This window comes from Paraburkholderia tropica, assembly GCF_900109265.1.
Classification (GTDB): Bacteria; Pseudomonadota; Gammaproteobacteria; order Burkholderiales; family Burkholderiaceae; genus Paraburkholderia; species Paraburkholderia tropica.
The window spans coordinates 1-21,954 of sequence record NZ_FNZM01000015.1 but is presented as its reverse complement, the minus strand read 5'-3'; the positions used below and the strand labels follow the sequence as shown (position 1 = coordinate 21,954).

The 21,954-nt window shown below is 61.2% G+C and carries 22 protein-coding genes, 1 rRNA gene and 1 pseudogene; 13 read left to right on the top strand and 11 right to left on the bottom strand.

What is annotated here, in order from left to right:
- The first annotated feature begins 514 nt into the window (after window positions 1-514).
- Both BMY06_RS24535 and BMY06_RS24530 read left to right on the top strand, forming a co-directional pair.
- Window positions 515-1,297, top strand: a complete 783-nt coding sequence (locus tag BMY06_RS24535) for a COG4705 family protein (RefSeq protein WP_074985830.1) — start codon at window positions 515-517, stop codon at window positions 1,295-1,297.
- Between the two features lie 36 nt (window positions 1,298-1,333).
- The gene (locus tag BMY06_RS24530) at window positions 1,334-1,774 is read left to right on the top strand and encodes a hypothetical protein (RefSeq protein ID WP_074985828.1); all 441 of its coding nucleotides are present in this window, start codon (window positions 1,334-1,336) and stop codon (window positions 1,772-1,774) included.
- Window positions 1,775-1,898: 124 nt separating this feature from the next.
- On the opposite strand, the gene BMY06_RS24525 is transcribed toward BMY06_RS24530, so the two are convergent.
- The gene (locus BMY06_RS24525; protein WP_065064919.1) at window positions 1,899-2,648 is read right to left on the bottom strand and encodes an NUDIX hydrolase; all 750 of its coding nucleotides are present in this window, start codon (window positions 2,646-2,648) and stop codon (window positions 1,899-1,901) included.
- A gap of 91 nt (window positions 2,649-2,739) precedes the next feature.
- Here BMY06_RS24525 and BMY06_RS24520 point away from each other — a divergent pair, with 91 nt between their 5' ends.
- From BMY06_RS24520 to BMY06_RS24510, 3 genes are all read left to right on the top strand, one after another.
- Complete coding sequence (locus BMY06_RS24520) at window positions 2,740-3,768, top strand: SPFH domain-containing protein (protein WP_074985826.1); 1,029 nt, start codon at window positions 2,740-2,742, stop codon at window positions 3,766-3,768.
- The gene (locus tag BMY06_RS24515; protein WP_074985825.1) at window positions 3,765-4,703 is read left to right on the top strand and encodes a diacylglycerol kinase catalytic domain-containing protein; all 939 of its coding nucleotides are present in this window, start codon (window positions 3,765-3,767) and stop codon (window positions 4,701-4,703) included. Before BMY06_RS24520 ends, BMY06_RS24515 begins: the two co-directional genes overlap by 4 nt.
- Window positions 4,704-4,895: 192 nt before the next feature.
- Window positions 4,896-5,276 carry a GNAT family N-acetyltransferase gene (locus tag BMY06_RS24510; RefSeq protein ID WP_161495541.1) on the top strand — a complete coding sequence of 127 codons (381 nt, stop codon included), beginning with the start codon at window positions 4,896-4,898 and terminating at the stop codon, window positions 5,274-5,276.
- On the opposite strand, the gene BMY06_RS24505 is transcribed toward BMY06_RS24510, so the two are convergent.
- Complete coding sequence (locus BMY06_RS24505; RefSeq protein ID WP_074986016.1) at window positions 5,271-5,558, bottom strand: hypothetical protein; 288 nt, start codon at window positions 5,556-5,558, stop codon at window positions 5,271-5,273. The two genes, BMY06_RS24510 and BMY06_RS24505, sit on opposite strands and share 6 nt — an antisense overlap.
- Window positions 5,559-5,928: 370 nt before the next feature.
- On the opposite strand from BMY06_RS24505, the gene BMY06_RS24500 reads away from it, so the two are divergent.
- The 3 genes from BMY06_RS24500 (at window position 5,929) to BMY06_RS24490 (ending at window position 8,702) form a co-directional block, all read left to right on the top strand.
- The gene (locus BMY06_RS24500) at window positions 5,929-7,122 is read left to right on the top strand and encodes a CynX/NimT family MFS transporter (RefSeq protein ID WP_074985822.1); all 1,194 of its coding nucleotides are present in this window, start codon (window positions 5,929-5,931) and stop codon (window positions 7,120-7,122) included.
- A 259-nt stretch (window positions 7,123-7,381) separates the two neighbouring features.
- The gene (locus BMY06_RS24495) at window positions 7,382-8,215 is read left to right on the top strand and encodes an AraC family transcriptional regulator (protein ID WP_074985820.1); all 834 of its coding nucleotides are present in this window, start codon (window positions 7,382-7,384) and stop codon (window positions 8,213-8,215) included.
- 112 nt (window positions 8,216-8,327) lie between these two features.
- Complete coding sequence (locus BMY06_RS24490) at window positions 8,328-8,702, top strand: cupin domain-containing protein (protein WP_065064915.1); 375 nt, start codon at window positions 8,328-8,330, stop codon at window positions 8,700-8,702.
- Window positions 8,703-8,784: 82 nt separating this feature from the next.
- Here the strand turns inward: BMY06_RS24490 and BMY06_RS24485 are convergent, their stop codons facing one another.
- The 7 genes from BMY06_RS24485 to BMY06_RS24455 all read right to left on the bottom strand — a co-directional run bounded on the left by BMY06_RS24485 (window position 8,785) and on the right by BMY06_RS24455 (window position 15,641).
- The gene (locus BMY06_RS24485) at window positions 8,785-9,345 is read right to left on the bottom strand and encodes a hypothetical protein (RefSeq protein WP_065064913.1); all 561 of its coding nucleotides are present in this window, start codon (window positions 9,343-9,345) and stop codon (window positions 8,785-8,787) included.
- Window positions 9,346-9,507: 162 nt separating this feature from the next.
- Entirely contained in the window at window positions 9,508-11,046 is a 1,539-nt protein-coding gene (locus BMY06_RS40490; protein WP_074985819.1) for a methyl-accepting chemotaxis protein, read from the bottom strand.
- A 475-nt stretch (window positions 11,047-11,521) separates the two neighbouring features.
- On the bottom strand, window positions 11,522-12,343 hold the full coding sequence (locus tag BMY06_RS24475; RefSeq protein ID WP_074985817.1) for an alpha/beta fold hydrolase: 822 nt from the start codon (window positions 12,341-12,343) through the stop codon (window positions 11,522-11,524).
- A gap of 66 nt (window positions 12,344-12,409) precedes the next feature.
- Complete coding sequence (locus BMY06_RS24470) at window positions 12,410-13,627, bottom strand: pyridoxal phosphate-dependent aminotransferase (RefSeq protein WP_074985815.1); 1,218 nt, start codon at window positions 13,625-13,627, stop codon at window positions 12,410-12,412.
- Complete coding sequence (locus BMY06_RS24465; RefSeq protein WP_074985814.1) at window positions 13,624-14,268, bottom strand: RraA family protein; 645 nt, start codon at window positions 14,266-14,268, stop codon at window positions 13,624-13,626. The genes BMY06_RS24470 and BMY06_RS24465 overlap by 4 nt, the downstream gene beginning before the upstream one ends.
- Window positions 14,269-14,271: 3 nt before the next feature.
- Entirely contained in the window at window positions 14,272-14,952 is a 681-nt protein-coding gene (locus BMY06_RS24460; RefSeq protein ID WP_074985812.1) for an RraA family protein, read from the bottom strand.
- Window positions 14,949-15,641: an RraA family protein gene (locus BMY06_RS24455; RefSeq protein ID WP_074985811.1), complete on the bottom strand. Its 693-nt coding sequence runs from the start codon at window positions 15,639-15,641 to the stop codon at window positions 14,949-14,951. The genes BMY06_RS24460 and BMY06_RS24455 overlap by 4 nt, the downstream gene beginning before the upstream one ends.
- 140 nt (window positions 15,642-15,781) lie before the next feature.
- Here BMY06_RS24455 and BMY06_RS24450 point away from each other — a divergent pair, with 140 nt between their 5' ends.
- Window positions 15,782-16,702 carry a LysR substrate-binding domain-containing protein gene (locus BMY06_RS24450; RefSeq protein WP_074985809.1) on the top strand — a complete coding sequence of 307 codons (921 nt, stop codon included), beginning with the start codon at window positions 15,782-15,784 and terminating at the stop codon, window positions 16,700-16,702.
- A gap of 218 nt (window positions 16,703-16,920) precedes the next feature.
- Window positions 16,921-18,105: a hypothetical protein gene (locus BMY06_RS24445; protein ID WP_124261209.1), complete on the top strand. Its 1,185-nt coding sequence runs from the start codon at window positions 16,921-16,923 to the stop codon at window positions 18,103-18,105.
- A gap of 140 nt (window positions 18,106-18,245) precedes the next feature.
- Here BMY06_RS24445 and argC read toward each other — a convergent pair whose 3' ends face one another.
- Window positions 18,246-19,175: an N-acetyl-gamma-glutamyl-phosphate reductase gene (argC, locus tag BMY06_RS24440; RefSeq protein ID WP_074985806.1), complete on the bottom strand. Its 930-nt coding sequence runs from the start codon at window positions 19,173-19,175 to the stop codon at window positions 18,246-18,248.
- Window positions 19,176-19,303: 128 nt separating this feature from the next.
- On the opposite strand from argC, the gene BMY06_RS24435 reads away from it, so the two are divergent.
- From BMY06_RS24435 to BMY06_RS24425, 3 genes and pseudogenes are all read left to right on the top strand, one after another.
- Window positions 19,304-20,188: a LysR family transcriptional regulator gene (locus BMY06_RS24435; protein ID WP_074985804.1), complete on the top strand. Its 885-nt coding sequence runs from the start codon at window positions 19,304-19,306 to the stop codon at window positions 20,186-20,188.
- 231 nt (window positions 20,189-20,419) lie between these two features.
- Window positions 20,420-20,719 (top strand): annotated as a pseudogene (locus tag BMY06_RS24430) (site-specific integrase); the annotation flags it as partial.
- A gap of 317 nt (window positions 20,720-21,036) precedes the next feature.
- Window positions 21,037-21,297, top strand: a complete 261-nt coding sequence (locus BMY06_RS24425; RefSeq protein WP_080180280.1) for an integrase core domain-containing protein — start codon at window positions 21,037-21,039, stop codon at window positions 21,295-21,297.
- A gap of 364 nt (window positions 21,298-21,661) precedes the next feature.
- Here BMY06_RS24425 and rrf read toward each other — a convergent pair.
- Window positions 21,662-21,775: ribosomal RNA gene (gene rrf, locus BMY06_RS24420) — 5S ribosomal RNA — on the bottom strand.
- Between the last annotated feature and the right edge of the window lie 179 nt (window positions 21,776-21,954).

Sequence of the window (21,954 nt, the reverse complement as noted above, 5' to 3'; positions counted from 1 at the left end):
GTCAGTGGTCGCGGAAACGGTTGTCCGGTCTGTGCCGAAGCCGCGCGAGTGCGCGCGGCCCGAAATGGAGCGCCCGTGGAGCGTATACCGGTGCCTCTGTCGCATGCAGACCTGCAACAACGACTCTCGCACGTAAAGAAACCCGCCGAAGATTGGCGTGGCGGCGGGCAGAGCATTATTTCACTTGCCGGAAATAGCTGGGCGCTGGATGCGCAATCGGCATGCTGCGGCGGCTGTTCAAGCTGCCGGGCGCGTCGAGTCGAGTCGAGTCGAGTCGAGTCGAGTCGCGTCGAGTCGAGTCGAGTCGCGTCACGTCGCGTCACGTCACGTCACGTCGAATCGCAAAGAGTCATTCACCTCAACGTGAACTCCCTGTCCGGATTTCGCCGATCACTTAGGACAACCTGAATTCGCGCAACGCATTGCAAGCTAAGCGTCAGCTAAGCTTTGAAGCGTAGGCTTCACGCAAGCCAAGCCGTTTCGATTCTCTTTTCCTTTTTCCGTGGAGATGGTCATGACATCCACGTATTCAATGCCCTCCGCGCACGGCCAGAATAAAGTGCCGGAAATCACGCTCGCATTCTGGATTATCAAAATACTCTCGACGACAGTCGGTGAAACCGGCGCGGATTATCTCGCAGTCAACGCGGGCTGGGGGCAAGGCGTGACAAGTGTCGTCATGTGCACGCTGCTAGTCGCGATTCTCGCGTTGCAATGGTCGTCGGACCGTTTCCGTGCGTGGCTTTATTGGCTCGCTGTGGTTCTGGTCAGCATCGTCGGCACGCAGATCACCGACCTGCTCACCGATGGATTAGGCGTCAGCCTGTATGTCAGCACCGCCCTTTTCGCCGTCACGCTCGCCGCGATCTTTATCGTCTGGTATCGCAGCGAACATACGCTCTCGATCCACACCATTGTGACGAGCCGCCGCGAAGCATTCTATTGGGCCGCCATTCTCTGCACCTTCGCATTAGGCACGGCGGCAGGCGATCTCGCGACGGAAGCCGCAGGACTCGGCTTTACGCGAGGCGCGATGATTTTCGGCGTGCTGATCGCGGCGGTCTGGCTGCTGTTTCGCTTAGGCGCGAATGCCGTCGCCACATTCTGGGTCGCCTATGTCCTGACGCGGCCATTTGGCGCCGCGCTGGGTGATCTGCTGACACAAGCGCGTGTTTATGGCGGACTCGGCTTCGGCGCGCAATGGACCAGCGCCGTATTTCTGACTGCCATCGTTGGACTGGTCGCGATGGTGGAAATCAAGGCGCGATCACTTCGCGCCGAATCTTCAACTCACTGATTCACGCACATTCACCTCATGCCTGAAGGAGTCGCGATGTCGATTCGATCCACCCTGCTGCTCTCCGCTTGCGCTACGCTCGTGCTTGCCACGAGCGCGTGCTCTCGCTCCGCCGACAACACGACCGCGAATCCCGCCAGCAACGCTGCCGCACAGAAGGACGCACAAGGCCTGGCCGGCGCGAATTCCGCACTCGGAGATCTGGGCGCATTCCGCGCCATTGCGGTAGACGTGACGGCGAAAGTCGAAAGCGGCGACCTGCCCGCGGCCAAGGCGCGCATCAAGGATCTGGAGATCGCCTGGGATGAAGCCGAAGCCGGCATCAAACCGCGCGCGCCCGGCGACTGGCATCGTGTCGACAAGGCCATCGACCGCGCGCTGGACGCGCTGCGCGCCTCGACTCCGCAGCCCGCCGATTGCAAGGACGCCATGCACGCGCTGCTCGATACCTTCGATAGCTTGCAGCACAGTGCGTAAGATGGCGGCGATGAATGGTTACCGGCTGCATATCGCCGCCATTCATTCGTGCCCGCCCATGTCATGTTCAATCCAGTCTGCGCTTAAACCGCGACTTCGGCTAATCGCGCGCGCGAACTCCTAATCAATCCCCGCCGCGCGGGCTGAACGTACGCGGAAACACCGCTGGCGCGCTGCGATCGACGAGGCAATAACCGAGCGCCGGCCGGTTCGATTCGCCGGCGACATAACCGGCTTCGCTCAGGAACCCCGCCGCAAGCATGCGCGTGCGAAAGCCGCTTTTATCCACGGGTCGGCCCAGTACGACCTCGTACATGCGCTGCAATTGCGGCAGCGTGAACGGCTCCGGCAGCAAAAACGCAGGCAGCGAGGTGTATTCGACCTTGCTGCGCAGCCGCTCGACCGCCGCCATGAGAATGGCGTCGTGATCGAATGCGAGTGCGTGTTTGCCGATCAGCGCATCGACGGCAAACCACGCCACCTCGGCTGCATTCGCGCCCTTCGCGAGCGACACATCCTGCGCGGCAATCAGCGCGAACCACACATGCGTGGCGGACCAGCCGCGTGGGTCGCGTACCGCACTGCCCCAACTTCCCAGTTGCTCCAGATACGGACTCTTCACGCCGGTCTTCTCGTGGAGTTTCCGGCGCGCGCAATCCTCGAGCGTCGTATCGACCTCGACGTCGACGAAACCGCCGGGCAGCGCCCAACGCCCCGGATATGGCTCGCCCGGCACGTCTGGACGCTGCACCAGCAACACCTGCAACGCATTGTCGATCACCGAAAAGATCACGACATCGACGGTCGTATAAGGCTGCGGAAACTCGCGCGCCGGTCGCGCGCGGCGGCTGGAGGAAGGCTTTGTGTTTGCCATGGTGCACCTTGAATGCTTGACGTTCCGGATTCGAGGTTGTATTGTACAACCCATACAAGTTTTACTGTACAACTCAAACAAGGAGCAGACCATGTTCGGCATCCGGTTCATCAAGTCGCAACCGACCGTCCACCTCATGCAGTTCCGCGCCGGCCAGATGGTGCGTGAAGGCGCCGGGCTGTCGTTCTTCTATTACGCGCCCGCCACGACGCTCGTGTCGGTGCCCGTTGCGAGCCAGGATCGCCCCTTCATCCTCGAACTGGTGACAGCGGATTTTCAGAGCGTGACCGTGCAGGGGCAAGTCACCTACCGGGTTCGCGATCCGCATCGCACGGCCGCCATGATGGATTTTTCGCTGGGCAAGGACGGCCGAAGCTATGTGTCCGACGATCCCAAACGCCTCGGCGACCGCGTGGCGATGCAGGTCGAGGTGATCGTTCAGCAGACCGTGCAGGCGCTCGATCTGAAGCAGGCGTTGCGCGCCTCCGCGGCGATCGCGCAAACCGTGCAAACGGGCCTCGCCGATCAAACGGAAATCGGCGCGCTCGGCCTGGAAATCCTCGGCGTTTCCGTGATGGCCGTGAAACCGACGCCGGACATCGCACGCGCACTCGAAGCGGAGGCCCGCGAATCCAACCTCAAGGCCGCCGACGACGCCGTCTATCTGCGCCGTATGTCGGCGGTGGAAAACGAACGCGCGATCCGCCAGAACGAACTCGATACGGACATCGCCGTCGAGCAGAAGAAGCGGCAGATCCGCGAAACGCAGATGGAAGCGAAAGCCACGTTGATGCGCAAGGAAAACGCGTTGCGCAACGAGCAGATGACATCGGATATCGAACTCGAGGAACAGCGCAAGGCGTTCGTGAACGGCCAGGCGCAAAACAGCCGGACGCTCGCGGAAGCCGAGGCGCACCGCGTCGCCGCTGTCATGGAGGCGCTCGAAAAGGCCGATCCGCGCATCGTCAGCGCGCTCGCGGCGGCGGGCATGCAACCGGGTCAGTTGATCGCTCAGGCATTCGGCGGCATTGCCGAGCGCGCGGAACGTATCGGCCAGCTCAATGTGTCGCCCGATCTGCTTCAGGGCTTGATCGGCGGCGGCGAAAGGAAGGCAGCATGAGCGCCGAATCACGCAAGGTCGTGCTGGTGACGCGCCGCACGCGCTACGAAGAGTTGATCGCGCGGCACCACACGCTCGCCCAGGCGCGCTTTTACATCGAGCATCTGGGCGCGGACTTTTCCGACTATCTCGCCGAACACGCCGCTTACGCGCGCGCACTGGAATTGACGGTTCGCACGCTCGAAGACTGGGGTCGTTACCAGATCGTCGATCGCAGCTATCTGCCCAATTTCATTTTCGCGCCGGACGACATCGTCGTCGCGCTCGGGCAGGATGGCATCGTCGCGAACTCGATGAAATACCTCGACGGCCAGTCGCTGATCGGCCTGAACCCCGAACCCGGCAGATGGGACGGCGTGCTGCTGCCGTTCGAGGCACCCGACCTCCGTGCCGTGCTCGCGGATGTCGCCCACAGCCGCCCGCGTCGCGCGACGAAATCCGTCACCATGGCGGAAGCGCGACTCTCGGACGGGCAGGTGCTGCGTGCGGTCAACGATCTGTTTATCGGGCCGCGCACGCATGCGTCCGCGCTCTACGAAATCGAACTGGGCGAGCGATGCGAATCGCAGTCGTCGTCGGGCGTGATCGTGTCCACGGGGCTGGGATCGACCGCGTGGATCAAAAGCGTGGTGACGGGATCGATTGGCGTGAGCGAGGCGGTGCGAGGCTCGGGCGGCAATTTCCGCTACGAGCCTCAGGACTGGGACAGCCCTGAACTGACCTTCGCCGTGCGCGAGCCGTTTCCGAGCCGTGCGTCGAAAACCGAACTGGTATTCGGCCACGTGAGCGCCGCGCAGCCACTGCGAGTGCGTTCGCGGATGCCGGAAAACGGTGTGATCTTTTCCGATGGCATGGAAAGCGACTATTTGCGATTCACGGCGGGCATGGAAGCGACCGTGACGGTGGCCGAGGCGCGGGGATGCCTGGTTATTTAGGGATCCGCATTACTTTTATGAGCTCGCGAATTCTCGCGTGATCATCGTTCGCCCCACTCAGGGATTTTTAATCAGTCGACGCAAGCACCCGATTCACCGAGAATCGATATCACCACAACCCTTGCTCGCCCCTTTCCCATGCCGACTATTACGCTGCGCCAGGCATCAGATGCAGACTGGATCTTACTGAGCATGATTCAGGAAACCTGCATGAAGGAGTACGCGGTACAAACGTGGGGAACATGGATACCCGAGCCACCGGAAAACTTCCGGCCCGAAATACACGAGATTATCCAATACGACGGAGACGAGATTGGCTGCATGGCCGTCGTCGCAGAAGAGGGCGTGCTGTCGCTGGAAAAACTTTATATCCTGCCGGCCTTTCAGGGACGCGGCATCGGCACGTGGCTGCTCACGCGCCTGATCGAGCGCGCGCACGCGTGCAACAAGCCCATCCGGCTACGCGTTCTTCGCGTGAATCCCGCCAGGCGGCTTTATGAACGGAACGGCTTCCTGATAGACAGTTCAAGCGACGTGCGCCATTTCATGTCGTATCCGGTCAACAACTCATGACGCAACCTGCGCGAGAAACGTCGCGAAGTAATCGTCGTCGAGCCAGCCGGAAACATGTTCCGACGCCTCGATACGCCGGATTTCCTGCTGCCCCTTGTCGGTCAGGATCGCAATCTGGAGCGTCGGGACGAATTTCGTGCTGGGAGGAGGTTTCTGATCAACGGTCTGAATCAGCCCTTGCGAGCGAAGCAAAGTAAAAATTGCCGGTCGCTTGTGCCACGGTATCTGGCGATACAACGCGAGTCGGAGAGCGTCAAGTACAGCGCCGTTGTTGAATTCCATGAGCATCCTTCTGGTGTTCGACTGAAATGTGCTGCGGGCTCTGAAGGCTCACAGTAGCACAGGTCGCGGTCCACGCGATGACACAAAAAACACGGCTTTCTCCGCTTATCTCGTCGTCCCGATTATTTTTTCGACGTGCATGGCCGGTTTTGCGCGTCGGCAGCACCGCGTCGAACGGCGCCAGCAGCGGCTCGCGCAACCTCGCGCCGTCTCCCGCGCACGCTTGCGTTCGGGCGTTCAGCCCGTTACACTGCGCCGCAGACGGGATTCAGCCATTCGCTCGATTCTCGCGTAGGCGTTAACGTGAACCAACGCAAATCCTTGAGCCGGACGACCTGACGTCGGGCTCAATTGCGTCGGGTTCATATTGATGAATAACGCCATTTCGAAGGCGCTATCGCGCCGTCGTTCCAGCTTTCTCCTCCCCCTCGGCATCGTCCTCATTGGCGCCAATCTGCGTGCGCCGATCACCGCGCTCGGCCCGGTTCTCGACCGCATTCAGGCCGATCTGGCGCTCGGCGACACGACCGCCAGCCTGCTCAGCGCCCTTCCGCTGCTGATTTTCGCGCTGCTTTCGCTGGTTGCGCCCGCATTCGGCAGGCGCTTCGGACTGGAGCGCAGTCTCGCCATCGCACTGGTTGCGATCCTCATCGGCACGCTGATCCGTTCGTGCCCTTTATCGGGCGGCCTCTGGATCGGCACGCTTTTGCTCAGTTGCGGAATCGCCGTCGGCAACGTGCTGCTGCCGGGCCTCGTCAAACGCGCGTTTCCGGAGCACGCCACGCTGCATATCGGCGTGTACGCGGCGGCCATGGCCAGCGCGGCCAGTCTGGCCGCCGGCCTCGCCGCGCCCGTGGCGGACCTGCCCGGCTCGAACTGGCGCATCGCCATTGCGCTCGGCGCCGTGATCACCGCTGCCGCCATCCTCGTCTGGCTGCCGCAGTTGCGTCGCCCGCATCATGCCGTGGCGTCGCGCGCGAACGCGTCGCACGCAGTCTCGCCGTGGCGTCATCCGATCGGCTGGCAGGTGTCGAGCTTCTTTGCGTTCCAGTCGTTCGTGTTCTACTCGCTGATCACCTGGTACGCGGCGATGAGCGCGGCGCGCGGCGAATCGGCTACTGCGTCGGGTTTCGATCTGCTGCTTTATCAGGTGGTCGCGGTGGCCACGAATCTGCTGTCCGCGCCGCTCATCAAGCGCACGAAAGACCAGCGCGCCATCGGCCTCGTTTGCGGCGCGAGTTTGCTTGCGGGAACGATCGGACTCGGCGTCGCCGCGCCCTTTCCGGCGCTCTGGCTCGCGATTGCGGGTCTGGGCGCGGGTTTTTCGATGACGACCAGCCTGTCCTTGTTCGCGCTTCGCACGCGCCATCATGACGAGGCCGCGAAGCTCTCCGGCATGGCGCAGTTCGTCGGTTATGCGGGCGCGGCGCCAGGGCCCGTTTTGACGGGCATGCTACATGGCGTCACGGGTTCGTGGACGGCGTCGCTCGCGATGCTCGTCGGCGCGAGCGCGCTCGTCACCGTATTCGCGGTATTGTCGGGACGAGACCGGTTGATTGATTGAATCAGCGATTCATCGCGCGCTTCGTGTTTTAAACGCCCTCGACGAAACGAAGTAATTAATGCGCCGACGCATTGCCCGTCAATCGCTTAATCTCCCTACTGATCATGCGGTCGCCGATCGACAGTTCCGGATTCACTCGAATATCGCGTTATGATGAATTCGTGACTGAATTGGATAAATCGAAATCGGGGAATATGGCGGCTTGTTTTAGAACCTCAGGCGAAACAACTCCAGCAGCCTGCACGGCGCGGGGGCGTGCATGAGCCGGGCCCGTCGATCCAGCGAGACGGACTGGATCCAGCGTGCTGTTGCGGTGGAAGGCGTCGAGCGCATGGAGGCCTTTTTCACCGGCAACGCCTACGCGAGCCATCGGCACGACACCTATGCCATCGGCCGCTCCCTCGCAGGCGTCCACGATTTCCAGTATCGGCGCGGCAAGCGGCGCAGCCTGCCGGGCCACACCATCGTCCTGCATCCCGACGAACTGCACGATGGACAAGCCGGCGCGGAAGGTGGCTTCCGTTATCGCATGATCTACGTCGAGCCCACGTTGTTTCAGGATGCGCTGGCCGGGCGCGCGCTGCCCTTCATCGACCATGGTGTTTCGACCGACCCGCGCCTGCTGGCCGCGACCGACATGCTGCTTCAGCCGATGAACGTCACGCTCGATCCCATGGAACAGGCTGAAGCGCTCGCGGACCTCGCGATGGCACTGGCGACCGTCTCCGGTGCGCGGCCCGCGCCCGCTTCGCGCGATTTCGCCAGCGCCCGTCGCGCACGCGAATTTCTGCACGAGAATGCGCTGCGCGTGGTCACGCTGGACGAACTCGAAGCCATCACGGGCCGCGACCGCTGGAGCCTCACGCGCGACTTCCACACCTTTTACGGCACGAGCCCTTACCGCTTCCTCACCCTGCGCCGACTGGACGCCGCGCGCCGCATGATGGAAGCCGGCACGCCGCTGGCAAGCGTCGCCGCGGCCACCGGCTTCACGGATCAAAGCCACCTCACCCGCCATTTCGGCAAGGCCTTCGGCATCGCACCGGCGCGCTGGCTGCAGATGTTGCGCGACCCGACCGCGGATCACCGATAACCGGCAGCGATCCCGATTCCCGCGACTGTAAGCAAGTTGCAATATCGTGCAAGACGGACTGATGCATGGTGCGTAGCCTTTGCGCCATCCATTGCACAGGGAAATTGCCGTCATGTCTCGCGACACACTCGATACGCACGCCGCGCGCGGCCAGCGCCATGCCATCGCCTTGCACGGCAAGTTCGAACGCATCGAATCGCATTGGGGCCAACATGTGATCGCCGAAATGAACGATCATCAATTTCGGATCGTGCGTTTGCAAGGCGATTTTCTGTGGCGCACGCACGTTGAAAGCGACGAGACGTATTTCGTGTTCGACGGAGAATTACGTCTGGACTTTCGCGACCGTTCGCTCGTATTGCGCGCGGGCGAAATGGCTGTGGTGCCCAAAGGTATCGAGCACAAGCCGTACGCAGCCGATGAGGTCAAACTGCTATTGATCGCGCGGCGCAGCGTCGACCAGTCTGGCGAAGCGCGATGGATCTAGAGCATTCACGCCCTGGTCGGCCATGGTCGGCGGTGTCGCAGCGAGGGCACACGTGCCGTGTGCCCCCCCCCTACCTCACCGCTTACTCAGCGTCGACCGAACTCGCCGACTCCGCCTGCGCGGTCGGCGCGGACGCCTCTTTCGGCGGCGCCTCATCCTTGATCTCATAGGACGGATCGCGCACCCAACGGCTCAGGTCCTTGCTGATCACAATAGTCGTGCGATCCAGAATCGAACAGCTCCCCTTGAACGCTCCCCACACGCCGCCGACGGACCAGCGATTGATTTTGGTGTGACGAACCACCTTGCCGTTTTCAATCAGATCGGCGCTGACCGTCGTGGCCTTCGGACCGCTCCATGCGCCGCCGCCCACGCCCAGCACGTGGGTAATCTGCAACCTGAGAATCCGAGCATCGCCGGCATCAGTTTGCGCGGCAATCGTACCGTCGCCGCCATGGTTGATCTTGCGGAGCACCTTGGAGACGTGCTGGGTGAGCATGTCTTCAATGTGGCATTCGTTCTTGATCTGCTCGACGACGCTCGCGTCCGGCGCGTAGGTGACCGGCGTTTCAAGTAAAACCGGCGTCGCGGCGAAAACCGAGGTCGTTGAAAAGCAGAGAGCAGCGGTGAGGATTCTCTTCATAGCGTGCGTTCTTATAATGTTATGGCCGGTTCGCCGACATGGCGCGGCCATCGACTATTTTAAAGCCATGTCGAGTTTCGCAAATCAGTACGCCTGATGACGATCGGACTATCTGCCCTCTCGTCGCGCGAGAAGCAGACAAGCCAATCGTTCAATCAAGCGTCAGGCGAGCTGGAAAACCGCCACGGTTTCGCGCAGTTTCCCGGCCTGATCTTCAAGCGACTGCGCCGCTGCGGCCGACTGTTCGACGAGCGCCGCGTTGCGTTGCGTCGCTTCATCCATTTGCCCGACGGCAAGCGCCACCTGGCCAATCCCGTTGCTCTGTTCCTGCGAAGCGGCGGTGATTTCACCCATGATGTCCGTCACGCGCTTGATCGCCGAAATGATCTCGCGCATCGCCTTGCCTGCGTCGTCGACGAGCGTCGTGCCCGAACGCACGCGCGACACCGAGGTATTGATCAAATCCTTGATTTCCCGGGCCGCACTGGACGAACGTTGCGCGAGCGTGCGCACTTCGCCGGCCACCACGGCGAAACCACGGCCTTGTTCGCCAGCTCGAGCGGCTTCAACAGCCGCATTCAACGCGAGAATATTGGTCTGGAATGCAATACCTTCGATGATCGCAATGATGTCCGCGATTTTCGTCGAGCTCTCGTTAATTTCACTCATCGTCGATACCACCTGTTCGACGACATCGGCGCCGCGCAATGCCGTTTCCGATGCGTTCTCGGCCATCGCATTCGCGTGCTTCGCGTTCTCCGCGTTCTGTTTAACGGTGCCGGTCAATTGCTCCATGCTTGCCGCCGTTTCCTGCAACGCGGAAGCCTGCTCTTCCGTACGCGAAGACAGATCGAGATTACCCGCCGCAATTTCGCTGGTCGCCTGCACGATGGCCGCGCTTCCGCTCCGCACGGAACTGACGGTTTCGGTCAGCGCGGTTTTCATCGCCGAAAAGCCGTCGAGCAATTGCCCCATTTCGTCGCGTGAATGAATGTGCACCGGACGCGTCAAATCGCCTTTGGAAATAGCCTGAAAATGTTCGAGTGCAATCGACAACGGCACGCCGATCGCGCGACGCAACATAAACCACGCGTAAACCGCAAGCGCGAGCCCAACGAGAATCGCAATCACGCTGATCGCGCGAATGCGCTCATAACGGGCGGTTGCATCGCGAAAGGCACTATCCGTGCTGTTTTGCTGAAAGGCAAAGAGCGCTTCGTTGGCCTTCGCATACGCATTGAATTGACCGGCGAGTTCGCCTGCGATGCGTTGGGCCGTCGGCGCATCGCCCGCCTTCACGGCCGCCCAACCTTGATCGAGGAGTTGCTGATGGGCTTCGTAGCTCTTGCGAACGGCGTCGTGAAACTCCGCTTCACCGGGTGCATCCGGCAGGTCTTCGTAAATCTTCAATTGCTTTGCGGCAGCCTGGCGGAACGCGTGGGCTTTATCGATGGCCACGTCGACGGACGACGTACCGATCTGAATCACAGCACGGTCGTAATTCAGTCTTTCGCGCGCGACGTTCAAATTGGCCATGGCTGCGGCCAGCATGCCCGGCATTTTGTTGTTGTGCGTATCACCGAAATCGCTATTGCTGGACGCCATGCCGTAAAGACCAAAAGCGCCGATCATGACCATCAACGCCCCGAGCGCGAGCATTGATACGCCCACTTTCGCCTTGATTGTGAAGCCGTTCAACATGATTTTCTTACCTGCTGGAAAGTCTTGCTACCGTGGAAAGGAGAACTTCATCTACGGGGACTTACGACAGAAGTTAAAAAAATCTTTAGGGTTTGTCCCTATACGCTTCGCTCCGGTACATATCGCGGCGAGCGGGAGCGCAATCGCATAAGGAGTTACAGCGCGCGAGCGCGGCGTATTGCCGCAAGGCGAATTGAACGTCGAAGGAGAGTAGTCGCGTCGCCATGCGGGCGTCGCGGAAACCGAAGTCTGATTGATATTGCGGCAGGTTTGTCGCTGCGCGGTTGCGCAGATTGGGTGAGGTGCCCAGGTAAAGACATCAAATTGAATCAAGCAGCATGTGAGGTTCACCAACGGATGGCGCTCCTGGAGAACCTTTCCTTGTCGCTTCGAAACAGAACATACGCGTGATGAATTAATCGAAACAACCCAAGGCATCAATTGCAGTCGCGTTGACACATAGCCGCTTAATAAACTAATGATCCGCACCGTTACCCGCACGCGCCTGAAACGAGGCAATGGCATTCCACATCAGCACGGGATTCGAATACATCGGGAAATGCCCACATTCCGGAATTTCGGCCAACTCGACGCCCTGCTCGCGGATGGAGTCAAGATAGGAAAGCGAAGCGTTCTGCTCGCCATACATGAACATCCGCGGAGACGGCAGACCGAGGAACTTCGTCATCAGGTCGCCGTTGTCCGACAGGTCGACCATTGACCGGAAGATGCCACCAACGGCGTCGGCGCGAACCTTGTGCCGCAGGCTCGCCGAATAGAGCGCGCTCGCGTACGCCGGAGCGTGCAACGTGCGTTCAATGAAGTCATCAAGGAACTGCTGCGCACCGTCGCGCGGGTGCTCGATGATCTGCCGGCTGAGAAAGCAGTCCTCCGGTGCGATGTTGCCTTCAATATCGACAAAACTGATCACGCGCTCCGGGTGCCGGTGCGCAAGCATCAGGGCGGTGAGGCCGCCCATCGAGTGGCCGACCAGATGGAAACGGTCGTATCCGGCGCGCTCGATCACGGCGAGCGCCGTCTCCACCAGGAACGGGATGCTGATCTTCGAGAGATCGGCGCAATGCGTCTCACCGCATCCCGGCGCGTCGTACGCGACGAACGGATGACCGGCGAATTCCGCATGGCGGACGATGTCGGCATAGTCCTCCTTGGTCGAGCCGAATCCATGCAGGAACAGGATCGGCGCCTTGTCGCCGTCGCGACGGATGGCTGAAACATCCAGCGCCGTTCCATCAACGGAAAACACGAAATGCGCGCGGCTAAATTCTGCGGTCATTTTCTTTACTCGCTGGATAGTGGTCGAATCGAACCGGCCCCGGAGGCCGGCCGTTGCCGCGATACGTTAGTTTGTCAGCGTCTGGCAGAAGTCCCGGATCGCCGTACATGCGTGCAACAGCGACTCGTCATCGAGCGCATACGCAATGCGGATATACGGTCCGAGACCGAATGCACTCCCGTGCACGGTCGCGACGCCCTTTTCGTCGAGCAGCGCGTTGACCACGGATTCATCGCCATCCAGACGCACGCCCGACGGCATGGTTTTGCCAATCAGGTCTTCGCACGATGCGAACACGTAGAACGCGCCTTGCGGAACTGCACAGTGCAGGCCCGGAGCCTGGTTGATCTGCTCGACAACGAGGTCGCGCCGGCGCTGGAATGCCTCGCGCGAAAGCTCGATGAAGTTCTGCGGGCCGGTCAGGGCAGCCAACGCCGCGTGTTGCGAAATCGTCGACGCTCCGGACGTCTGCTGTCCCTGAAGCTTCTCCATCGCTTCGACCAGCCAACCAGGCCCGGTCCCAAAACCGATGCGCCAGCCCGTCATCGCGTACGCCTTCGACACACCGTTCATCGTCAGTACACGCTCGCGCAGCCGGGGCTCTACCTGGGCGATCGTGAAGAATTCAAGGTTGTCGAAAATCAGGTGCTCGTAGATGTCGTCGGACAGTACCAGTACCTGCGGATGCGCGAGCAGCACTTCGGCCAGCGCCTGCAGTTCCGCGCGGCTATAAACCGCGCCGGTCGGGTTCGATGGCGAGTTCAGGATCAGCCAGCGCGTACGTGGCGTGATAGCGGCCTGCAATGCATCGGCAGTCAGCTTGAAGCCGCTGCCAGCGTCGCACGAAACGATCACGGACTGCGCGCCGCACAATTGCACGATTTCCGGGTAGCTCACCCAGTACGGCGCCGGTACGATGACTTCGTCGCCTTCATTGAGCGTCGCGGCCAGCGCATTGAAGATCACCTGCTTGCCGCCGCTGCAGACGAGCGTGTCGCGCCAGTCGACGTCGAGACCGTTTTCGCGCTGGAACTTCGCGGCAATCGCTTCGCGCAGCGCGCGCAGCCCCGCCACCTGCGTGTAACGCGTATGGCCCGCGCGGATCGCCGCAACGCCCGCGTCGCAAACATGCTCGGGCGTGTTGAAGTCCGGCTCGCCGGCGCTCAACGAGAGCACGGCAGCGCCGCTCGCGCGCCGCGCTGCGACGCGATCCATGACCTTGTAGGTCGCCGACGGGCGCGCGACGGCAAGGAAACGGTTCAGACCGTCAACTCGCGCGGTCATTGCCCCGCCCTCCAGCTCGTGAGTCCCATCAGCTCCAGCGTGCTGTGGCCTTCACGTAGCGCGTCCATCATCTTCGCTTCCTTGTCGGCACGTGCCTGCCCTCGCGACAGTGTCCCTCCAACATGTGCAGCGGGGATCACGAGCACGCCGTCATCGTCCGCAACAACCAGATCGCCAGCCGCCACAGGCGTTCCCGCGAAGCTGATCGGCTGTCCGACCGACGGCGAACTCGCCTTGATCGTGCCGCGCATGCAAATGCCGCGAGTGAACGCTGGGAAGCGTCGCGCGGTCAGTGCCGCGATGTCACGCACGCCGCCATCAATGACCAGACCAACGACGCCGGCTGCTTCCGCAGCGACCGTCAGCACCTCGCCCCAGTAGCCCGCGACGAATCCGCCGCTCGATATGACAAGCACGCTGCCGCGCGGTACTCTCTCCATCGCGATATGGATCGAGAGGTTGTCGCCGGGAGAGCATTCGAGCGGATACGCCGCACCTGCGACCGACGCGCCCGGCCATACCGTGTGGATGGCGGGATCGACGGCGCTGGTGGCAACACCCAATGCTTCGAACAGCGTGGACGTACCCAGTCTGCGGGCTTGCTGCAGCAGGGTCTGATCGTAGGATTGAGTAATGGTCATGGGTCAGCCTTTGGTTTGCAGCGTGTGATAACCGAGTGCGGCACGCGCATCACCCAGCGACTTGCCCTGGGCGATCTGTTCGCGGATCCGCGACTCGACTTCCTCGATCTGGCGAGCGATCTGCGCGACTTCGCGTGCGCGGCCACGCGGCACGAAGACAACGCCATTCGCATCAGCCACCACGATGTCGCGCGACGCGACGCGCGCGGTGCCGATTCCGACCGTCGCGTTCACCGATTCGACCTGCACGCGGTCCTTGCCGGTACGCATGAAGCGGCCCGCCGTGAACAGCGGATAGTTGTCACCGAGCGCCCTGTTGACATCGCGACAGACACCGTCGATGACCGTGCCGGCGATGCCACGCAACCCCGCGTACTGGGTCATGATGTCTCCCCAGACGGTGCAGTCGGTACGGCCGTCGTTGTCGAGCACGATGACATCGCCTTGCGCGACGTCGTCGATGAAGTCGCCGACCGTGCCGGGAGGATGGCTCGCGGGTACGTATTTGACAGTGAACGCGGGCCCCACCACGACCTTCGCATAGTTCGCCAGCGGCATGATGCCGAGTGCCTGACCATGCAGACCGAGTTTGTCCATCGCATCGGAAACGCCAGGGGTATCCAGTCCAGCGAAAAGCGCGACCAGTTCCTGATCTTCGGCAGCCGCCTTCTTCGGCTTCGTCATTTGAGACACTCCACAGAAATGATGTCGAATCCGCGCACTGCGATGGATTCGAATTCCTTGTCGTGCATGACCTCGGCAACCGAACGGCCAGCACGCACGGCCGTCACCATGCCATCCTGGCGGCGCGCAATACGCTCTCCGAGATCCAGCACTTCCTCGATGCGGGCGGCCGCTACGAACACCGTGCCGCAGCGATCGGCGACCACGTAGTCGTCTTCCTCGACGGTGACGCCCGCCATCTGGACGGGTTTGCCCGAATCAATCTGGATCACGCGGTTTCGCGCGCTGATCATCGTCACGCCGCGACCGAAAACGGGATAGCCGATCGATTCACTGCCATCGATGTCGCGGCTCAGGCCGTCGATCACTGATCCGCGAATCTGCTTTGCCGTGGCGGCATTGGCCAGGATGTCGCCCCAGCACGAGATGCCCTCCGCTCCGCCGGCGATGACCAGTACGCGGTCGTCCGTTGTCACGGCGTCGATGACGGGCGAAATCAGATGCACGGTCGGCTTCGCATCGGCTTTCGGCCCGAGCTGGATGGTGCTCGCCCGACCGACGATCTTCGGGCAGTTCCACAACGGTCGCAGTCCGTAGGTCGCACCGGGCAGACCGAGAAAGTCGAGCGCGTCGGAAACCGTGTTGGTGTCCAGCGCCGCGAGGCGATCAAGAATGGATGTCGGGTTCATCGCGCGTAGTTCCATGGAAGAGTGCGGCAATCCTCGCGCTTTCAGGTTGATATGTAAATTTCGTATTTCGTATCTCGCTGATACTAATTTCGGAACAGGCACAATGGTACGTTCACCGCCCCCTGACGAAAAAAACCGACATGAGCAATACGATCGATTTCAAGCTGATAAGGCAGTTATGGATGTTCCTCGCCGTCGCGGAGGAGCAGCACTATGGGCGGGCGGCGAAGCGGCTCAACATGTCGCAGCCGCCGCTGACGGAACAGATCAAGGTCCTTGAACAATCGCTCAAACTGCAGCTCTTTTACCGATCTCGCCAAGGCACGCAATTGAGCCCCGCAGGCGCGGCGATATTGCCCGCCATCCGGCAATTCGCGGAGCATGTGGAACGACTGGAACGCGTAGTCCGCGAAGTGGCGGCCGGTCAGTCAGGCGTGCTGCACGTCGGCGCGATCACTTCTGCCATGCTGGAAACGGTCCCGCCCGTGCTGGAAGCGCTCAAGCATGCGCATCCGCATCTGACCGTATTCGTGCGCGAAATCGATAGCGTCGACGCCATTCCCGCGCTCGAAGCGGGCGAGATCGATCTGGCATTTGTCCGCGTGGATGGCGAGGTCGGAAAGGGAATCGCCACCCTGCCACTGGCCGAGGACAGATTGGCTGTAGCGCTTCCGAAGGATCATCCGCTTGCCGCGCTGCCCAGGGTTCGACTGCAATCGCTGACGAACGAACAGCTCGTGATGTCTTCCCGGCAGGTCAGCCCGGTCTACTTCGACTTGCTGACGTCGGTCTGCCGTTCGCACGGATTGACCCCACGCGTCACCCACGAGGTGCGCTCGGTCACCTCGCAGATCGCGTACGTCGGGTGCGGACAGGGCGTGGCGCTGGTTCCGGCGACGATGCGAAAGCTGGCACCGGAGAATGTCGTGGTGAGGCCCCTGAAAGAGAAGATCATGGTTGTCACCGCGGCTTTGATATGGAATACCGAGCGTCACCATCCGATGGTCGACGAAGTCGTTTCATGGCTGAAAAAAGGGGCGGTGCGGCATTCGAGACACTGAGCGCCGCACTGGGTCGGCCGGGAGCGGCCCGCTGGAACAGCAGGCTCGTAAGCCGCGCGATCAGGGGCGCGTCGGCTGGCCCCTGATATGAACGCAGACGGGCGCGAATGGCGGTTGCATCGACCTCATGTACTGGTCGGCTGCTTTGCGGTCTCGTATAGTCCATTTCCATACTGAGGGAGCTGCCGGGATCCAGTGCAGGTCGCCGGACGCGACGCGTGGCCGTTGCCCACCCCGGAAAACATCAGAAAGACCGCGTAATCAAGCGTAAACGCCTTCCAGGCGCCATCGGTACAATTGCGATCGCAGCAATCTGCACCTGGCGCACACTCGGCTGCACACGCGATGTGTCGTTCGCGTTGATCGTCGGTAAGGGGATGCGGCCAGCCGTCTCAGCCCATTTGAGGTACCTAGTGACCGCGGCAGTCGTTTTCGTGCGTCGACAATCGCCGGATTGGCAAAGCCTTTCCCGGGATTATCGCCAGGGCCTGGCCATCGATCCTTCCCGTTACGTTCCGGACCATCCTGTGCCGGGCTTCCCCGATCGGCTGGTGTCGTTGATCGGCGAATGGAACCGGCGTTTCTCCATCGACTTCTTTACCTTCCGGCATGCGGTCGCGATGCTTTCGCGCCGCAATATCTCGGCGATTCCTGACGCCAGAATGCTGACGCTCGACCAGCTTTCGATTGTCGCTCAGTGTGCTTCGGTGGAGCGTTGCTACGTCTATTTCCATGACGACGACGACTTCTTCGCGCCGCATCTGCCGGAGGTCATCCGTGCGGCAAAGACGGATGCCGACAGCATCGTGACACCGTTGTTCCGCCTCGGCAGCGAACGCCATTCCACCTTCGTCACCGGCGACATTACGCCGGATTTCCAGTGGGGTGAGCGTAAGCCGCATGATTTCCGCTATCAGACCAATAACTACGGTATCGCGGCCCGTCGCTGTACGACGATCGCGGAACTGAGTGCGCTGAAAGACCATGTGCTTGCATCGCGTTACGCCGATGAGCACGGCTTTCGCGACGAGCTTCTTCCTTCGGTGATCAGTGCGACGGTCAAGACCCCTGCGTCGGCGTCAATGCTGCACGTCTTCCGCGGACGACGCAGCAGCCATCGGGCAGCGTTCGACGCGTTTCTTGCGAGTTGCAGGCATGCGGCAGAGGATCTGCCATCGACCTATAACTGGTTGTCCGAGCCCCTTGGCAAGATCCATCGGCTGGTCGAGCATGTGTACCGCGGCGATGGGTACGTTGCCATTCACGATCTGCTCGGCGAGGATCATGCAGACCTGTCGGCTGGATCGCTTGCTGGTGGCGCGCGAAGAGAAACGGTTCCGGCACAGGGTTCCATCGTTGCGCGGATTCTCAGCGCCGTGCCGAACTGGCGTCGACGCGGCTGATGGCATCTGGGGAAGAAACTGTTTAGCGGACTCGGGGGCTTTTGACTGACTCGCCCCGTTCCTCACGACAGATCCCAACGATTTCAGGCTCGATCCCGGAAGCTCATAAATAGCGGCGACGCGTTTGCCATGGCCATTCGCTATCCGCGATCCAGCATCAGATTCAGGTTCTGAACAGCAGCACCCGATGCTCCCTTGCCGAGATTATCGAAAACCGCGGCGAGCAATACCTGCCCGTGCTCGACGTTCTGGAAGACGCACAGGTTCATATCGTTCGTCCCATTCAGCACCTGCGGATCCAGGTGCTTTAATGCGCCCGATTCCTCCAGCGGCAAGACGCGAACATGGGCCGCATCGGCATAGTGGCGCGCGAGGCAGGCATGTAACGTCGCGCCGTCCGCGCCAGATGCAAGCAGGCGTGACGCCAGCGGCACCGTTAGCACGATGCCCTGCCGGAACGCACCGTACGCGGGAACAAAAACAGGACGCTGCCCGAGCCGGGCATGTTGCTCGATCTCCGGCGTATGCTTGTGCGCAAGCTCCAGACCATAGACCTGATACGACGGCGCGTTCGCTGCGCCCGGCCCTTCATGTTCGTCCACGCCAGCACGCCCGCGTCCCGAGTATCCGGAGACCGCGTGAATACTGATCGGGTAGTTGTCCGGGATGAGCCCAGCCGCCATCAAGGGATGCAGCAAGCCGATTGCGCCGGTCGGATAGCAGCCGGGATTCGTCACCCTGCGCGCGTTCGCGATGCGCTCCGCCTGCCCCGGCGTCATTTCCGGAAAACCATAGACCCAATCCGGATGGGTCCGATGCGCCGAGCTGGCGTCGATCACTCTCACGTCAGGATTCACGATGGCGTCTACGGCCTCGCGCGCGGCGGCATCCGGCAAACAGAGCATGGCGATATCGCAGGCGTTGATCGCTTCCGTGCGACGCCGCGGATCTTTGCGCTCTGCGGACGCGAGCGTGAGCACGCGGATATCGGTCCGGTCGCGTAGCCGTTCGTGGATTTGCAGGCCGGTGGTGCCCTGGTCGCCGTCGATGAAAACTACGGGAGAACTCATACGAGGATCGCTCCGCTGACTGTGAGTGCTAACAGGTAGAAGGAGCCCTATGTTGCGCGGAAGGTTAGAATAGGGAAAGTTGAATTTCGTGACTTCTACATTCAGTTTTTCTGAATCTGGTCGACATCATGCGAGAGATCAGTCTGGACCGTTTGCGCACTCTGGTTGCAGTCACCGACCGGGGTTCCTTCGCCGATGCGGCGCGCGCATTGCATCTCGCACCTCCAACGGTCAGCCTTCACATCGCCGAACTCGAAGAACGCGTCGGGGCGCCGCTGCTACTACGCAGGCGCGGCCATGTGGGGCCGACGTCGATCGGCGATCTGCTGGTGGAGCGTGCGCGCCGGTTGCTGGCCGACGCGGAGCAGGCGTTGGACGATGTTCAGCGGCAGGTCGAAGGGCTCGAAGGACGCGCGCGTCTCGGCGCATCCACGGGCGTGATCGCACATCTACTGCCTCAAGCGCTGGAGGCGCTGCGCGAGCACCACCCCGCCATCGACGTTCAGATTGCCGTGCTGACTTCGCAGGAGACCCTGTCGCGGCTGGTGGAGGGGACGTTGGATATCGGGCTGGTCGCGCTACCTCAGCCTGCGGTGGCCGGACTCGTCATCAAGCCCTGGCGCCGCGATCCGGTGATGGCGTTTGTGCCGGCCCATTGGCAATGCCCGGCGCGCGTGACTCCTGAATGGCTCGCTGCCCAGCCACTCATTCTCAACGACGCGACCACGCGTCTCTCGCGCTTGACTACGGAGTGGTTCGCGGCCGGTGGTCACCACCCTGCGCCGCGCATCGAGCTTAACTACAACGATGCGATCAAGAGTCTGGTAGCAGCGGGTTACGGCGCAGCGCTGTTGCCCCATGAGGCCACGACGCCAATACCCGACAAGCGCATTGTCATGCGTCCGCTACGCCCTGCGTTATGGCGACGGCTCGGTATTGCGTATCGCGCGGGGCACGTTGAGCGGTCCACGCAACATGTACTTGATGTGTTGTGGGATTTGCGACTGGCGTAGTCGCCGCCACCAACACAGGGGCGTTCGGCGAAACGCACCACGAGCTTTTTTCCATGTGAGCTCACGCCGCGATTCTGCCGTGACAAGTCGTTCGAACCTTTCCTGGTGAGCGCTCGCGAACGACCGCGTAGTGGCGGCCACAAACAGCCGTTGGCACATGGTCGGACAGGAGGCCGCTCGGGGTAGGGTAGCGACCACTGCTTCCACTGCGAGACGGCCCGCTGGATCGTCATGGAAACGGAGAATGGTCAGGCAGGCAACCGTGTGCCGTGGAACAAGGGAAAACCAACCGGCCAGAAGCCGCCGTTGAATCTTCCGGAAATTTGGGCGATACGCACCCGGCTCCAGATGTCTTCGAACATTCGCAAGCTGGCTATGTTCAATCTTGCAATTGATAGCAAACTTCGAGCGTGCGATCTGGCGCGGCTGTAGGTGCAAGACGTCTGCCAAGGTGCCCATGTTGGTTCGCGTGCAATGGTGATGCAGCAGAAGACGCAACGACCGGTTCAATCCGAGACAACGGAGCAGACCGAGGTCTGACGGCAACATGGCCGGCGAACAGACGCTTACCGACCAGATGCAGGCAATGACCGTCAGACCTGAACGCCCATTGAAAGCGGTCGTTCGGAATCTCCTCGCGACCCGTTCAATCTGTGAAACCTGCCTGTCGCAGTAGCCCATCAACGAAAGTTCTCGGGTTCTAAGTGTTCGCGCGAGCAGCCACGCACCCGGAGCCATGCAGGACTATTGACGTTCACCCAGAATTGACCCACCTAGACCCGTAGTCTTCATCGAATTTACCGACGTGATTGAATGCCCTGCTCAACCTTTGAGCAGCGGATACAGAGGTGATCATCCGTCCTGGAGAGCCGGTGGAAAACGCACACATCGAAAGCTTCAACGACCGGCTGCGCGAAAGGTGTTTGAAGCAGCATGCGTTCGTCAGTCTCGACGATGCTCGCACGCCGATCAAAGCGTGCCGCACGGACTACAACTCGGTGCGCCCGCATAGTGCCTTGAGGCAACTGGCACCGGACCAATTCCGACAACTGCATCAACCGAAAACCGGCGAGACCACTAACTTACGAATGGTGCACTCGGCAGGGTGAGGTCAGTCGGGCCAGATCTTTTACCCTCGGTGTCTCTTCGGTAAATCGCGCGCTTACCGGAAGGAACACAACGGGGAAGGCATGATGCACCACTGGCTCGCCGAGCATCACGTGCTCGAGCGCGTGCGCCGCAGACATTGAGCTGAGGCGGGGGCCATTGCGGCCCTTGGTTGTGGTCAGACGGACGTTGCGTCTATTCTGCGGCTGCTCGATAGCAGCTGCGGGGAGCGGTTTGCTATTCGCGCTACCGTGAGCTAGCCGAGCACGTTAGTCACTAGCCGGCACGCGTATTTCCCGCGCCCAAACGCCAGAACCCCGGCTCTCCTTCTGGAGAAACCGGGGTTCTGGACGTACTGCATAAGAAGCCTGACGATTACCTACTTTCACACGGGCAATCCGCACTATCATCGGCGTAGAGTCGTTTCACGGTCCTGTTCGGGATGGGAAGGGGTGGGACCGACTCGCTATGGTCATCAGGCATGACGGGTTGCTGCGTCGCCTTTGGGGGCGCCACAGCCAATCTGGAAGAAGCGTAAAGAGTTTTTACTGAATTCGGGTTGTGTTGTTTATATCGGCACAACACTGATCTCTCAACCGTGCGTCTCTCAAAGACACACCTGTTATAGGATCAAGCCTTACGGGCAATTAGTATCAGTT